The following is a 12,206-nucleotide window of genomic DNA, read 5'->3' as shown; positions in this document are numbered from 1 at the left end:
ATGGTCCGTCCCTTCGTTGGGTCGGACTCTAATTCCAAATGGAGGAAAAATCCCGTGGCAGGTCACATATCGTAGACCAGATGGTGCCTGTTGACGGGGACTCTCTGATGCTGATAGCCCTTGTTTTGCTGGAGTTACCAGCTGATGCGGTGCCTGTAACGGGAACACAACGGAGAAAGACCTCCGCCCCCGGGCACCACTTGTTCAACTGGTCCGCCTGTAACACACCGATTTTTTGACTTGGCCCGGTGCCGGACCGGCATAGATACCATGGCATGATCGACACGACCGGAACCGATGTCCTCTACAACGCGCGCTGTCCCGTCTGCCGCGCCGAGATCGAGCATTACCGTGCCTGTTCGGAGGCACGCGGCCTGGCCGTGTCCTTCCACGATCTCAACACCCGCGATCTTGCCGACTGGGGCATCGACGCCGACGCCGCGGCGCGGCGGTTGCATGTGCGGCAGGGCGGGCAAGTGCTGTCGGGGGTGGATGCCTTTGTCGCGCTGTGGCGCGCGCTGCCGCGCTACCGCTGGCTGGCCCGGATCGTGGCGCTGCCGGGGCTGCGCCACGCCGCGCATTTCGTCTACGAGCGCGTGCTGGCACCCCGGCTCTACGCGCGGCATGTTGCACGGATGCACCGCTCCGGCCCCGATCACGCCGCATGATGGCCGGATTTGGCGGTTATTAAGGAAATGATCGCAAGATGATGTCATCATGCAGGAATGACGAAGATGCCCTACCCGCTCTATACCCCGGCCGAACGCATCGCAGATGGTGTGGTTCATATCGGCGGTCTGGTCGCGGCGCTGGCGGGGGTCGCGGCGGTCTATTCCGTCTTCGCGCTCGACATGGACGGGGTCACCTTCCTCGCCATCACGGTTTACTCGCTGTCGCTGCTGGCGATGCTGGCCGCCTCGGCGGCCTATCACCTGCTCGCGCACACGCCGCTGCGCCCGCTGCTGCGGCGGCTCGATCACGCGGCCATCTATGTCAAGATCGCGGGCACCTTCACGCCGCTGGGCATCCTGCTCGGCAGCGCCTTCGGATATGCCGTACTGGCGGGCGTGTGGCTCTGCGCCGGCCTCGGCGCGCTTGGCAAGCTGCGCATGCCGCGCGGCGCGATGACCACCGGTTGGCTGCCCTATATGCTGCTGGGCTGGGCGGGTGTGGCGCTGATCATGCCGCTATCGGGCGTGCTGCCGGGCGTCAGCCTCGCGTTCATCGTCGGCGGCGGGCTGCTCTACTCGGTCGGCGTGATCTTCTACGCGTGGGAGAGCCTGCGCTTCGCCAACGCCATCTGGCACACCTTCGTGGCGCTGGCCTCGGCCTGCTTCTTCATCGGGATCAACACCGCGGTCGCCGCGGCGCTTTGACTCTGCGGGGTCAGTGCCCGGATCGTGCGGCCAGATCGGCCAGAAGGTCGGCGTTGCGGCAATAGGCCGGTGCCGCCTCGCCCGCCTCGTGGCTGTCGAGCCAGTGCTCGCAGGCCCCGGGCGCGGCACAGCCGGTGCAGGCCAGAACCGCCTCGCCCAGCTCTCCCGGGGTCAGATGCCCGGCCATCATGGTTTCTTCCAGATCGACGCCCTGCGTCGTGGCCATGCGGTCCACAAGATCGGCATGACGCTTGAGTGTACGGCTGGATTGCATGGCGAATCTCCCTGACGTTCCGGGGGCACCATGCCACCCGCACGTCCGCCGGACCTTGATCCAGGTCAAGGCGCGCAGGCGGTCAGAGTTGCGCCGCCCGCCGGCGCACCGTCTCGACCCTCTGTGCATTGGGCGGATGCGTCCCGAGGAACCGGTTGCCGGGATCGGGAATCTGCGAAAAGAATGCCACTCCGCGCACCGGATCATAGCCCGCGCGATGCGCGATCACCGTACCCAGCGCATCCGCCTCAAGCTCGAACTCCTTGGAAAAGACCCGCCCGCCGACACCGGCCCCGAGATCGACGGCCCCGTCGACCACCGATTGCCCGGCCCCCGTGATCGCCGCGATCCCGCCGAGGATCACCGCCCCCGCCATCGCGCTCTGCTGTTGGCGCGGGATGTGGCCCGCGATGTGATGCGCCGCCTCGTGTCCCATGACAAAGGCCAGCTCGTCGGCATTGCGGACCGCGCCGATCATCGGCAGCGTGAAGGCGACGATCGGCCGCCCGCTCCGGTCGAGCGTCTGATAGGCGTTGACCGGCTGGCCGGGCCGATCGTCCACCACGATGCGGAAATCGCAATTGGCGCGCGGCGCGCGGGCGCGGCAGGTGCTCTCGGCCACCGGCTCCACCCGCTGAACCACGGTCAGGAATTGCTCCACCTTCGCGCGCGTGACCTCGGGGGCCGCGCGCGCGGCGGCGGGCCGCGGCGCGGGCGCGGGCCCGGTCACCTCCACGCAGGCGGTGACAAGGCCAAGGGCAAGACAGGCGATCCAGCGCATCGGGAGGGCTCCTCGGGGCGATCACGATACCCGCCTTCTAGCAGGCTCTCGCCCGCCTGCCAGCCCCAGACGCGCAGCATATGACAGGTTTGCAATCCGCCGCCGAACGGGTAGCCTGATCCCATGTTTTCCATCGAGCACGAGTTCGACTCGACCGTCATCACCCTCGTCGACGAGGGGGCCGCACCCCTCAAGGAAGATGTCGTCGTCAACGCCTTCGAGGAATGCGTGACCGTCGAGCAATACGACCCGCGCACCGACAATGTGCTGCGAATCACCCTGTCGATGAGCCAGATGCGCGACCTCGGCGCGGCGCTCGACCTGCCCGAGGGCGTCTACCTGCGCGAGCCGGGGGGCTGAACCGGTTCAGCGGCCCAGCTTCTCCAGCATCTCGGTGGCCGCCGCTGCGGGGGTTATTCCGCCCTCGGCCACGGCCCGCGCATAGCGCTCCATCTCGGCGCGCGCCTCCGGCGCGTCGAGCCGCGCCAGCAACCCCTGCCGCAATTCCTCGGTGAACCAGCTTTGCGCCTGCGCCGCGCGACGGGCGGCGAAATGGCCCTCGTCCCGGCGCCACTCGATGAGCGCGCGCATCTCGTCCCACGCCTCCACGAGCCCGTCATCCTGCAAAGCCGAGACGCAGATCGCCTTGGGAAAGCCCTCGGGATCCTGCGCGCGCTTGCGCAACAGCCGCAGCGCCCCGGCATAATCCGAACGCGTCCGCTGTGCCGCGGCCTTCAGGTCGCCATCGGCCTTGTTGACGAGGATCAGGTCGGCGATCTCCATGATGCCGCGCTTCACGCCCTGCAACTCGTCGCCGCCCGCCGGGGCCATGAGCAGCACGAAGATGTCGGACATCTCGGCCACCACCGTCTCGGACTGTCCCACGCCCACCGTCTCGATCAGCACCACGTCAAAGCCCGCCGCCTCGCACAGCGCCACCGCCTCGCGCGTGCGCCGCGCCACGCCGCCCAGATGGCTGCGGCTGGGCGAGGGGCGGATGAACGCGCCCGGCGCGCGGCTCAGCCGCTCCATCCGCGTCTTGTCGCCGAGGATCGAGCCGCCCGAGCGCGCCGAGGACGGATCGACCGCCAGCACCGCCACCTTGAGGCCCTGCCCGGTCAGCATCAGGCCGAAGCTCTCGATGAAGGTGGACTTGCCCACCCCCGGCGTGCCCGAGAGGCCGATCCGGATCGCCTCGCGCCCGGTGCCGCGCACCGCTTCGAGAAGCTCGGTGGCCTGCGCCCGGTGATCGGCGCGCCCGCTCTCGATCAGAGTGATCGCCTGCGCCAGCGCCCGCCGGTCGCCAGCGATGATCCGTTCGCCAAGGTCCTCGATATCCATGCGCCCGCCGGGTTGCCTGATCCGTTCCCGCCTTCATGCCTTGGCGACGCGGGCAATGTCCAGACCGGGGCGCGCGCCGCGTGTTTCTTCTTGTTCCAAATACTCAAGCCGCTGCGCGCGCCACGGGCGGTGGCTTGAGTATTTGAACCAAAAAGAAACCCACGCGGGCCCTCTGGCCAAGCGCGCGCCGCTGTCCGAAAAGGGGGCATGTCCGAGAGCCTGCCAATTCATGACGCCATCCCCGACCTGCTCGATGCGCTGCGGGCGCGTGGGCGGGCGGTTTTGCAGGCCCCGCCGGGCGCGGGCAAGACCACCGTGGTGCCGCTCGGGATGCTGCGCGCGGGGCTCACGGCGGGCCGCATCGTGATGCTGGAGCCGCGCCGCCTCGCCGCCCGCGCCGCCGCCGAACGCATGGCGCAGAGCCTCGGCGAAGCCGTCGGCGAGACCGTGGGCTATCGCATCCGGGGGGAGGCGAAAGTCTCCGGGGCGACGCGGATCGAGGTGGTGACAGAGGGCATTCTCACCCGCATGATCCAGTCCGAGCCGGACCTGCCCGGCGTGGGCGCGGTGATCTTCGACGAGTTCCACGAGCGCTCGCTCAACGCCGATCTGGGCCTCGCGCTCAGCCTGGAGGTGGCGGGCGCGCTGCGCGAGGACCTGATCCTGCTGGCGATGTCGGCCACGCTCGATGCCGAACCGGTGGCGCGGCTGATGGGCGATGTGCCGGTGATCACCTCGCAGGGACGCAGCTTTCCGGTCGAAACCCGCTGGCTCGACCGGCCGCGCCCCAGGCGCGCGCGCGTCGAGGAGGGCGTGGCCGATCTGGTGGAACTCGCGGTGGCAGAAACGCAGGGTGGCGTGCTGGTCTTTCTCCCCGGTGAGGGGGAAATCCGGCGGGTCGAGGCGCTGCTCAGGAACCGGCTGCCGTCCGATTGCCACCTGCGCCCGCTGTTCGGCGCGATGGACTTTGCCGCGCAGCGCGCCGCCATCGCGCCCTGCGCCGAGGGCCGCAAGATCGTGCTCGCCACCGCCATCGCCGAGACATCGCTCACGATCGAGGATATCCGCGTGGTGGTGGACGGGGGCCGCGCGCGGCGGGCGCGGTTCGATCCCGGCTCGGGCATGTCGCGGTTGGTGACAGAACGGGTCACCCGCGCCGAGGCCACGCAGCGCGCGGGCCGCGCGGGGCGGGTGGCCGAGGGCGTTTGCTACCGGTTCTGGACGCGCGGAGAGGAGGGCGCGTTCGCCCCCTTTCCGCCCGCGGAGATCGAGGCCGCCGACCTCGCCGGGCTGGCGCTCGACCTGGCGCTCTGGGGGGCGGAGCCCGGCGCGCTGCCCTTTCTCACGCCGCCCAATCCCGGCAGCTTTTCGGAGGCGCAGGGCTTGCTGAGAATGCTGGGCGCGCTCGACGGGCGCGGCCTCATCACCGATCACGGGCGCGCGCTGGCCGCGCTGCCGCTGCATCCGCGTCTGGCGCATATGCTGGCCGTGGCCGGCCCCGGCGCCGCGCCCATGGCCGCGCTGCTGGCGGACCGCGACCCGCTGGCGCGCGGCGCGCCGGTGGACCTGTCGCTGCGCATGGCCGCCATCCGCGATCCCCGCGCCTATGCCGAGCGCCATCCGCACCCCGCCAATCGCGGGGCGGTCGAACGTATCCGCGCCGAGGCAAAGCGCCTGGCGCGCCGGACCGGGAGCACGCAGACCGCGATGAGCGACGCGGAGTGCGCCGCGCTGGCCTATCCCGACCGCATCGGCCTGCGCCGCAAGGGCGACGCGCCCCGCTACGTGCTGTCGGGTGGCAAGGGGGCGGTGATGCCCGAGGGTGACCCGATGTCCGGCGCCCGGCTCATCGTTGCGACCGATCTCGACGGCGACCCGCGCGAGGCCCGCATCCGGCAGGCCATCGCGATCGGCGAGGCGGAGTTGCGCGATCTCTACGGCGACCGGTTCGGCTGGCAGGATGTCTGCGCCTGGGATCGCCGCGCGCGGCGGGTGACAGCCCGGCAGCAGGAACGGTTCGGCGCGCTGGTTCTCGATGACCGGGTCTGGAAGGATCCGCCGCAAGAGGCGGTCGCGCGGGCCATGCTCGACGGGGTGCGCGACCTCGGGCTGAACTGGACCGGTGCAGCCCGCCGGTTCGCTGCGCGCGTCACGCTCTGCCGCGCGGCCATGCCGGACCTGCCCGACATGGGCGAGGCGGCGCTGATGGACACGCTCCAGACATGGCTTCTGCCCTTTCTCGGCGGTGTGAGGACGGCGCAGGACTGGAAGGCGTTCGACATGCTCGACGCGCTGCGCGCGCGGCTGACGTGGGAGCAGATGCAGGCGCTCGACCGCGCGGCACCGGCGCATTTCACGACGCCTTTGGGCCGGAGAATCCCCATCGACTATTCCAGCGAGGAGCCGGAGATCACCCTGCGCCTGCAGGAGATGTTCGGCCAGACCGAACACCCGATGGTGGCCGGGCGGCGCCTGCGCGTCACACTGCTGTCGCCGGGGCAGCGGCCGGTGCAGACCACCACCGACATTCCCGGCTTCTGGGCCACCTCCTACGCCGATGTGCGCAAGGACATGCGCGGGCGCTATCCCCGCCACCCCTGGCCCGAGGATCCGACCGAGGCCGACCCGACCCTGCGGGCCAAGCCGCGAAACACGCGTTGAATTGCAAAGCGCCCGATTTTCGCATAACCTTTAAGGCCATAGACCAAGAAACGCGAACACGCCGGGCAGGGCAGACCAGATGGTAAAGATGCAAACCGTGACCGAGCGCTCAGGCGCGCGCACCGCCTATCCGCCCGAGCGGCAGGTGGCGGCGCTGTGCTGGCGCAAGGAAACGGGTCGCAAGGAGGTGCTGCTCATCACCAGCCGTGACACCGGGCGCTGGATCGTGCCCAAGGGATGGCCGATCAAGGGGCTGAGCGATGCGCAATCGGCCATGCGCGAGGCCTGGGAAGAGGCGGGCGTGCGCGCCGGGGCCGACAAGGCGCGCCGCGTCGGCCAATTCTTTTACGACAAGGCGCTTGAGGATGACAGCGTGGTCCCGATCGTCGCGCATCTCTACAAGGTGCGGCTCCGCAAGGGCGATCTGGCCGACCGGTTCCCCGAGGCCGGACAGCGCAAGCGCGCCTGGGTGCCGGCGAAAAAGGCCGCCAAGCTGGTGCGCGAGCCCGAGTTGAAGGCGATCCTGCGCCACCTCTGACCGGGCCGGCTCAGACCGGCATCAAGGCCCAGTAATCGAGGTCGAGCAGGACGTTGGAGAGGTACTTGCCGTCCTCGCCCTTGAGCGTGAACGGCGCGCCCCCCTTGGTGGCCACCAGTCGCAGGCGCAGCGCGCCCACCCCCGGCGCATCCACCTCGGCGCGGTCCAGCACCTCGGACCATGCGCGCACGGTGTCGCCCGCGAAGCACGGGTTGGCGTGGCTGCCGGCGTTGATCGCGGCGATCATCTGCGCGTTGGCGAGGCCATTGAACGACAGCGCCCGCGCCATCGAGATCACGTGCCCGCCATAGATCAGCCGCTTGCCATCGGCGCGCGGCGTGGCGTCGAAATGCGTCTTCGAGGTGTTCTGCCACAGCCGCGTCGCCATCATGTGCTCGGCTTCCTCGATGGTCACGCCGTCGACATGGTCGATCCGCTCTCCGATCTCGTAATCGCCCAGCCTGTGCGGCTCGCCCGCCCGCCCGAAATCGTAGGTGCTGAAATCGAGCCCCGCCGGGATCACCAGATCGCCCGGGTCCACCACCGCCGCCGTCTCGGGCACCACCGCCTCGGGCGCGGGCGCATCGGGGCTGTTCTTGCGCACCATCACCCAACGCACGAATTCCATCACCGGCAGCTCATGCTGGTTGAATCCGGTGGTGCGCACATAGACCACCCCGGTCTTGCCGGATGAATTCTGCTTGAGCCCGATCACCTCGGATTGGCTGCGCAGCGTATCGCCGGGATAGACCGGGCGCAGCCAGCGCGCCTCGGCATAGCCCAGGTTCGCCACCGCATTGAGCGAGATATCCGGCACCGACTTGCCGAACACGATGTGAAACGCCGCCATGTCGTCGATCGGGCTGTCGGGCAACCCGCTCGCACGGGCAAACTCGTTCGAGGAATAGAGCGCATGCCGCGCCGGATAGAGCGCGTGGTAGAGCGCGCGCTCGCCACCCGAGATGCTGCGCGGCACCGCGTGGCGGATCACCTCGCCGAGGGTGTAATCCTCGAAAAACCGGCCCGGATTGGTCTTCATCGTCACTGCTCTCCCAGCTTCATGTCGGGCGCATACGCGCCCTCTTTCTCCTTCACCACGGCCTGCCCGCAGCGCATCACGCCATTGGCCGCGTCGAAGGCATAGGTGGGATCACCGTAGAGCGCCCAGCCGTCATTGAGGGCGGCCGTCACCTTGTGGCAGAAAGCCGACGTGTCGTCGGCGCTGAGAAAACGGTAGAGTTTCATCGCCTTATCCCGGGAATGGCCAGACGCCCAGCCAGTTGTGGACAAAGGTCATGGCAAGGAACAGCACCACGGTAATGATCACCAGGATGATGTCGCGCCTTGCCTCGCCCGGTTGCGGGCGCTCCCACGCCTCGGAGAGGTTGATGACCACCACTTCCAGCACCGCCCAGGCCAGCAGCCCGCCAAACAGGATCAGCGAGGCCAGATCGCCATTGACCAAGAGATGCGCCACCGCCCAGACCTTGACGGCGGTCAGTTGCGGGTGGCGCATCGCGCCCCGCAGCCGCCCCTTGGTCGCGCTCATGCCGTAGAGGAATACCGCCGCCAGCATCATCAGGTTGTTGAGATGCACGGTCCAGGCGGGCGGAAACCATATGTTGACGAATTCCGCCTGCCGGTAGCCATAGATCATCAGCCCCAGACCGGCCAGGATACCGACCGCCGCCAGCGCCTTGCCGGCGGTTCCCATCCGGGCGCGTAACTCGGGGGCCACCCGCTTGAACAAATGCGCCGCCGTCCAGAGGATCAGCCCGAGGATGAGGTAAGCCATAGGTCGCTACTCCGCTGCCATGTCGCGTATCGCCTGCGCCCGGTCGAGGATTCGCTGCGCCGCGACGATGTGCAGGTTCTCGACGATCTGCCCGTCCACCACCGCGATCCCCTGTCCCGAGGCCCGGCTTTCTTCATATGCCGCGATCTGCCGTTCGGCCAGTTCAATCTCGGAATTGGTGGGGGCAAAGGCGGTATTGGAGATCTCGATCTGCGCGGGGTGAATGAGCGTCTTGCCGTCAAAGCCGAGGTCGCGCCCCTGCTCGCATTCCGCCTTGAGCCCGTCACCGTCGCGGAACCGGTTATAGACCCCGTCCACCGCCACGATCCGCGCCGCCCGCGCCGCCATCACGATCATCTGCAACGCCGCCATCAGCGGCAGCCGGTCGGCCCGCACCCGGCAGCCGAGATCCTTGGTCAGGTCGTTGGTGCCCGCCACCAGCCCCGTCACCTGCCGGTGCGCCGCGATCTCGCGCGCGTTGAACACGCTCACCGGCGTCTCCATCATGGTCCAGACCGGCAGGTCGGGGCCGATCACCTCGGTGAGGTTGTCGATATCCGATTGGGTGTTGACCTTGGGCAGCAGGATCGCGTCGGGCCCCGCCTCACAGAGCGCGCGGGCGTCCTCCAGCCCCCATTCGGTGGTCAGCGCGTTGATCCGCACGATCCGCGCGCGCTTGCCATAGCCGCCGTGCCGCAGCGCCGCCACCAGCGTTTCGCGCGCCTCGGCCTTGGCGTCGGGGGCGACGGCATCCTCCAGATCGAAGATGATCGCATCGGTCGGCAGGTCGCGCGCCTTGTCCAGCGCGCGCTGTTTCGACCCGGGAATATAGAGCACCGAGCGATAGGGATGGGAGGGGCTGGCCATGATCTGTCCTTGCACTGAGAGGTAACAATCTTGCGCAGGAATGCCATTTTTCGCTGCAAAACTTCAAGCGCTTTTCCGCCGCGGCGCAGCATCCGGCAGCATCCGTGCGCCCCGTTACCCTTCGTTAACCAAGTCTTCACGCCTCGCCCGCCATGCTTTGCCGCGACGGCAGGGACCAGGACGGGAAAGGGTATGACGATGATCGCAAGAAATCTGGGCCTGACCACGGCCCTCGCCAGCCTGCTGGCCGCGCCCGCGGCGGCGCAATCGGGCCGCTGCGCCCCGCGAGAGACGGTGGTGCAGCGCCTTGCCGAGGCGTATGGCGAAACCCGGCAGTCGATGGGTCTCGGGGCCAACAACGCGGTGGTCGAGGTGTTCGCCTCCGCCGCTTCGGGCAGTTGGACCATCACCGTGACCGGCACCAATGGCATCACGTGCCTGGTCGCCGCCGGGCAGGGCTACGAGGCGGTGGCCGACAGCCTGCCCAAGCCGGGCAACGACGCCTGACCGGGCGTCACAGCCCGTCCATCACCAGTTTGGCCCCCGTCACGGTCAGCAGCACGTAGGTGATCGCGAAGAACACGCGCTCCGGCACCGCCCGGTGTGCGCGCACCCCGATCCACGCCCCCAGCAGCGCCACCGGCGCCAGCATCAGGTCGATGCGCAACGTCTCTGCGGTGAACAGCCCGAGAAAGCCGTAAGGTACCGCCTTGGCGATGTTGAGAACAAAGAAAAGCGCCACCGTGCTCGCCTGGTAGCCGGTCTTTCCCAAACCCCGCGACAGCAGGTAGACCGCCGCCGGCGGCCCGCCCGCGTGGCTGACGAAGCTGGTGAACCCGGCCACCAGCCCGGCCAGCAGGCCGCTCCAGCCCGGCAGGGGCCGCGCCGCGCCACGGATCGCGCCGGAGCGCAGCGCCACCTGCCAGCCGACAAAGCCGAGCGCGATCGCCCCGATCAGAAGCCGCAGCAGATCCGGGTCGGCGACCCGGTAGAACGCCGCACCCAGCGCCACGCCGGGCAGCCCCCCAAGGATCAGCAGCGCCGTCTCGCGCGCGCCCCATTGCCGCCAATAGGGCCGCAGCGTGGCCACGTCGATCAGCATCAACAGCGGCAGCATGATCCCGAGCGCCATTCCCGGCGGCACCACCAGCGCCAGAATCGCCGCCCCCGCAAACGCCGCGCCAGAGCCGAATCCGCCTTTTGAGACACCCGCGAACAGCGCCGCGACCGCCCCGGCGGCAAACAGCCCCCATGTAATGTCCATTCCCCTAACCCTCCGGTGTGGCGCGGCTTTTACAGCATACTGCCGCATACAAACATGGGCCACCCCAATGCGCCGCAGTGCGGCAGGCTTGCATGGGGCGGCAAATCGGACTACGCCCTGCCGCAGCTTTGCAACCCACGGAGACAATTCCAATGGCCAGACCAAGGATCGCGCTGATCGGCGCCGGACAGATCGGCGGTACGCTCGCCCATCTCGCGGCGCTCAAGGAACTCGGCGACGTCGTGCTTTTCGACATCGCCGAAGGCACCCCCGAAGGCAAGGCGCTCGACATCGCCGAATCCGGCCCGTCCGCACGCTTTGACGCCCATCTCAAGGGCACGCAGGACTATGCCGATATCGCCGGGGCGGACGTCTGCATCGTCACCGCCGGTGTCCCGCGCAAGCCGGGGATGAGCCGCGATGATCTTCTGGGGATCAACCTCAAGGTCATGAAATCCGTGGGTGAAGGCATCGCCGCCAACGCGCCCGACGCCTTCGTGATCTGCATCACCAACCCGCTCGACGCGATGGTCTGGGCGCTCCAGAAATTCTCGGGTCTGCCCGCGAACAAGGTCTGCGGCATGGCCGGCGTGCTCGACAGCGCACGGTTCCGCCATTTCCTCAGCCTCGAATTCGGCGTGTCGATGCGCGACGTGTCGGCCTTCGTGCTCGGCGGACATGGCGATACGATGGTGCCCTCGGTGCGCTATTCCACCGTGGCAGGTATCCCGCTGCCGGACCTGATCGAGATGGGCTGGACCACGCAGGACAGGCTCGACGCGATCCTGCAACGCACCCGCGACGGCGGTGCCGAGATCGTCGGCCTGCTCAAGACCGGCTCGGCCTTTTACGCCCCCGCGACCGCCGCGATCGAGATGGCCGAGGCCTATCTCAAGGATCAAAAGCGCGTCCTGCCCTGCGCCGCCCATTGCGCCGGCGAATTCGGGGTCAAGGGCATGTATGTCGGCGTGCCCTCGGTGATCGGCGAGGGCGGCATCGAGCGCATCGTCGAGATCAGGCTCAACAAGGAAGAGCAGGCGATGTTCGACAAATCCGTTGACGCGGTGAAGGGTCTCGTGGACGCCTGCAAGGGGATCGACGGCTCGCTCGCCTGACAGATTGATCGCTGAAGATGGGCCGGGGCTGGATACTTTCCAGCCCCGGCTGTTTTACAAGGGTCTGTTTTCCGCACCGAAGTATTTGTGATCACACGATTTACCGCTGTGATCACAAAACCCGGAAAATTGCCCGAATTGCCCTGAAAGCGCAAAAAACCATTTAATGCGCGCGCGAATCTGTGCCTATACCT

The 12,206-nt window shown here is 68.2% G+C and carries 15 protein-coding genes; 7 read left to right on the top strand and 8 right to left on the bottom strand.

Translation table 11 applies throughout. The features are described from left to right. The first annotated feature begins 275 nt into the window (after positions 1 to 275). Both ACFFU4_RS02800 and trhA read left to right on the top strand, forming a co-directional pair. On the top strand, positions 276 to 668 hold the full coding sequence (locus tag ACFFU4_RS02800; protein WP_377066831.1) for a thiol-disulfide oxidoreductase DCC family protein: 393 nt from the start codon (positions 276 to 278) through the stop codon (positions 666 to 668). Positions 669 to 725: 57 nt separating this feature from the next. Next, on the top strand, positions 726 to 1,376 hold the full coding sequence (trhA, locus tag ACFFU4_RS02795; protein WP_377066829.1) for a PAQR family membrane homeostasis protein TrhA: 651 nt from the start codon (positions 726 to 728) through the stop codon (positions 1,374 to 1,376). A 10-nt stretch (positions 1,377 to 1,386) separates the two neighbouring features. Here trhA and ACFFU4_RS02790 read toward each other — a convergent pair whose 3' ends face one another. Beyond that, the gene (locus tag ACFFU4_RS02790) at positions 1,387 to 1,650 is read right to left on the bottom strand and encodes a DUF6455 family protein (protein WP_377066827.1); all 264 of its coding nucleotides are present in this window, start codon (positions 1,648 to 1,650) and stop codon (positions 1,387 to 1,389) included. An 82-nt stretch (positions 1,651 to 1,732) separates the two neighbouring features. Then, on the bottom strand, positions 1,733 to 2,431 hold the full coding sequence (locus tag ACFFU4_RS02785; protein ID WP_377066825.1) for a M48 family metallopeptidase: 699 nt from the start codon (positions 2,429 to 2,431) through the stop codon (positions 1,733 to 1,735). A 123-nt stretch (positions 2,432 to 2,554) separates the two neighbouring features. On the opposite strand from ACFFU4_RS02785, the gene ACFFU4_RS02780 reads away from it, so the two are divergent. Then, positions 2,555 to 2,791: a DUF8831 family protein gene (locus ACFFU4_RS02780; RefSeq protein ID WP_377066823.1), complete on the top strand. Its 237-nt coding sequence runs from the start codon at positions 2,555 to 2,557 to the stop codon at positions 2,789 to 2,791. Between the two features lie 6 nt (positions 2,792 to 2,797). Here the strand turns inward: ACFFU4_RS02780 and meaB are convergent, their stop codons facing one another. Then, on the bottom strand, positions 2,798 to 3,772 hold the full coding sequence (meaB, locus tag ACFFU4_RS02775; RefSeq protein ID WP_377066821.1) for a methylmalonyl Co-A mutase-associated GTPase MeaB: 975 nt from the start codon (positions 3,770 to 3,772) through the stop codon (positions 2,798 to 2,800). A 207-nt stretch (positions 3,773 to 3,979) separates the two neighbouring features. Here meaB and hrpB point away from each other — a divergent pair, with 207 nt between their 5' ends. Then, complete coding sequence (hrpB, locus tag ACFFU4_RS02770) at positions 3,980 to 6,433, top strand: ATP-dependent helicase HrpB (RefSeq protein ID WP_377066819.1); 2,454 nt, start codon at positions 3,980 to 3,982, stop codon at positions 6,431 to 6,433. A gap of 79 nt (positions 6,434 to 6,512) precedes the next feature. Continuing rightward, positions 6,513 to 6,971 carry an NUDIX hydrolase gene (locus ACFFU4_RS02765; RefSeq protein WP_377066817.1) on the top strand — a complete coding sequence of 153 codons (459 nt, stop codon included), beginning with the start codon at positions 6,513 to 6,515 and terminating at the stop codon, positions 6,969 to 6,971. Positions 6,972 to 6,981: 10 nt separating this feature from the next. Here the strand turns inward: ACFFU4_RS02765 and ACFFU4_RS02760 are convergent, their stop codons facing one another. Genes ACFFU4_RS02760 through ACFFU4_RS02745 form a run of 4 tightly spaced genes read right to left on the bottom strand, consistent with a single transcriptional unit; the run spans position 6,982 to position 9,633 of the window. Then, positions 6,982 to 8,010, bottom strand: coding sequence for a MaoC family dehydratase (locus ACFFU4_RS02760; RefSeq protein WP_377066815.1), 1,029 nt, complete (start codon positions 8,008 to 8,010; stop codon positions 6,982 to 6,984). A gap of 2 nt (positions 8,011 to 8,012) precedes the next feature. After that, entirely contained in the window at positions 8,013 to 8,216 is a 204-nt protein-coding gene (locus tag ACFFU4_RS02755; RefSeq protein ID WP_377066813.1) for a DUF1737 domain-containing protein, read from the bottom strand. 4 nt (positions 8,217 to 8,220) lie between these two features. Then, positions 8,221 to 8,766, bottom strand: a complete 546-nt coding sequence (locus ACFFU4_RS02750; RefSeq protein ID WP_377066811.1) for an NnrU family protein — start codon at positions 8,764 to 8,766, stop codon at positions 8,221 to 8,223. 6 nt (positions 8,767 to 8,772) lie between these two features. Further along, complete coding sequence (locus ACFFU4_RS02745) at positions 8,773 to 9,633, bottom strand: HpcH/HpaI aldolase/citrate lyase family protein (protein ID WP_377066809.1); 861 nt, start codon at positions 9,631 to 9,633, stop codon at positions 8,773 to 8,775. A 198-nt stretch (positions 9,634 to 9,831) separates the two neighbouring features. Here ACFFU4_RS02745 and ACFFU4_RS02740 point away from each other — a divergent pair, with 198 nt between their 5' ends. Further along, positions 9,832 to 10,140 (top strand): hypothetical protein, encoded by a 309-nt coding sequence (locus ACFFU4_RS02740; RefSeq protein ID WP_377066807.1) that lies wholly within the window; start codon positions 9,832 to 9,834, stop codon positions 10,138 to 10,140. A 7-nt stretch (positions 10,141 to 10,147) separates the two neighbouring features. Here ACFFU4_RS02740 and ACFFU4_RS02735 read toward each other — a convergent pair whose 3' ends face one another. Next, positions 10,148 to 10,897, bottom strand: a complete 750-nt coding sequence (locus ACFFU4_RS02735; RefSeq protein ID WP_377066805.1) for a sulfite exporter TauE/SafE family protein — start codon at positions 10,895 to 10,897, stop codon at positions 10,148 to 10,150. Positions 10,898 to 11,049: 152 nt separating this feature from the next. On the opposite strand from ACFFU4_RS02735, the gene mdh reads away from it, so the two are divergent. Then, positions 11,050 to 12,012, top strand: coding sequence for a malate dehydrogenase (gene mdh, locus ACFFU4_RS02730; protein ID WP_377066803.1), 963 nt, complete (start codon positions 11,050 to 11,052; stop codon positions 12,010 to 12,012). Positions 12,013 to 12,206: the final 194 nt, after the last annotated feature.

The organism is Roseovarius ramblicola, assembly GCF_042430665.1.
Taxonomy (GTDB): domain Bacteria; phylum Pseudomonadota; class Alphaproteobacteria; order Rhodobacterales; family Rhodobacteraceae; genus Roseovarius; species Roseovarius ramblicola.
The sequence above is the reverse complement of the archived record's forward strand: the minus strand, read 5'-3'. Positions and strand labels throughout refer to the sequence as shown.

Bases quoted from the DNA above. Each gene is read 5' to 3' on its own strand.
- ACFFU4_RS02785 (WP_377066825.1), bottom strand. From the start codon at position 2,431: ATGCGCTGGATCGCCTGTCTTGCCCTTGGCCTTGTCACCGCCTGCGTG.
- mdh (WP_377066803.1), top strand. From the start codon at position 11,050: ATGGCCAGACCAAGGATCGCGCTGATCGGCGCCGGACAGATCGGCGGT.
- ACFFU4_RS02755 (WP_377066813.1), bottom strand. From the start codon at position 8,216: ATGAAACTCTACCGTTTTCTCAGCGCCGACGACACGTCGGCTTTCTGC.
- ACFFU4_RS02740 (WP_377066807.1), top strand. From the start codon at position 9,832: ATGATCGCAAGAAATCTGGGCCTGACCACGGCCCTCGCCAGCCTGCTG.
- ACFFU4_RS02735 (WP_377066805.1), bottom strand. From the start codon at position 10,897: ATGGACATTACATGGGGGCTGTTTGCCGCCGGGGCGGTCGCGGCGCTG.
- trhA (WP_377066829.1), top strand. From the start codon at position 726: ATGACGAAGATGCCCTACCCGCTCTATACCCCGGCCGAACGCATCGCA.
- hrpB (WP_377066819.1), top strand. From the start codon at position 3,980: ATGTCCGAGAGCCTGCCAATTCATGACGCCATCCCCGACCTGCTCGAT.
- ACFFU4_RS02760 (WP_377066815.1), bottom strand. From the start codon at position 8,010: ATGAAGACCAATCCGGGCCGGTTTTTCGAGGATTACACCCTCGGCGAG.
- ACFFU4_RS02790 (WP_377066827.1), bottom strand. From the start codon at position 1,650: ATGCAATCCAGCCGTACACTCAAGCGTCATGCCGATCTTGTGGACCGC.
- meaB (WP_377066821.1), bottom strand. From the start codon at position 3,772: ATGGATATCGAGGACCTTGGCGAACGGATCATCGCTGGCGACCGGCGG.
- ACFFU4_RS02765 (WP_377066817.1), top strand. From the start codon at position 6,513: ATGGTAAAGATGCAAACCGTGACCGAGCGCTCAGGCGCGCGCACCGCC.
- ACFFU4_RS02745 (WP_377066809.1), bottom strand. From the start codon at position 9,633: ATGGCCAGCCCCTCCCATCCCTATCGCTCGGTGCTCTATATTCCCGGG.
- ACFFU4_RS02750 (WP_377066811.1), bottom strand. From the start codon at position 8,766: ATGGCTTACCTCATCCTCGGGCTGATCCTCTGGACGGCGGCGCATTTG.
- ACFFU4_RS02780 (WP_377066823.1), top strand. From the start codon at position 2,555: ATGTTTTCCATCGAGCACGAGTTCGACTCGACCGTCATCACCCTCGTC.
- ACFFU4_RS02800 (WP_377066831.1), top strand. From the start codon at position 276: ATGATCGACACGACCGGAACCGATGTCCTCTACAACGCGCGCTGTCCC.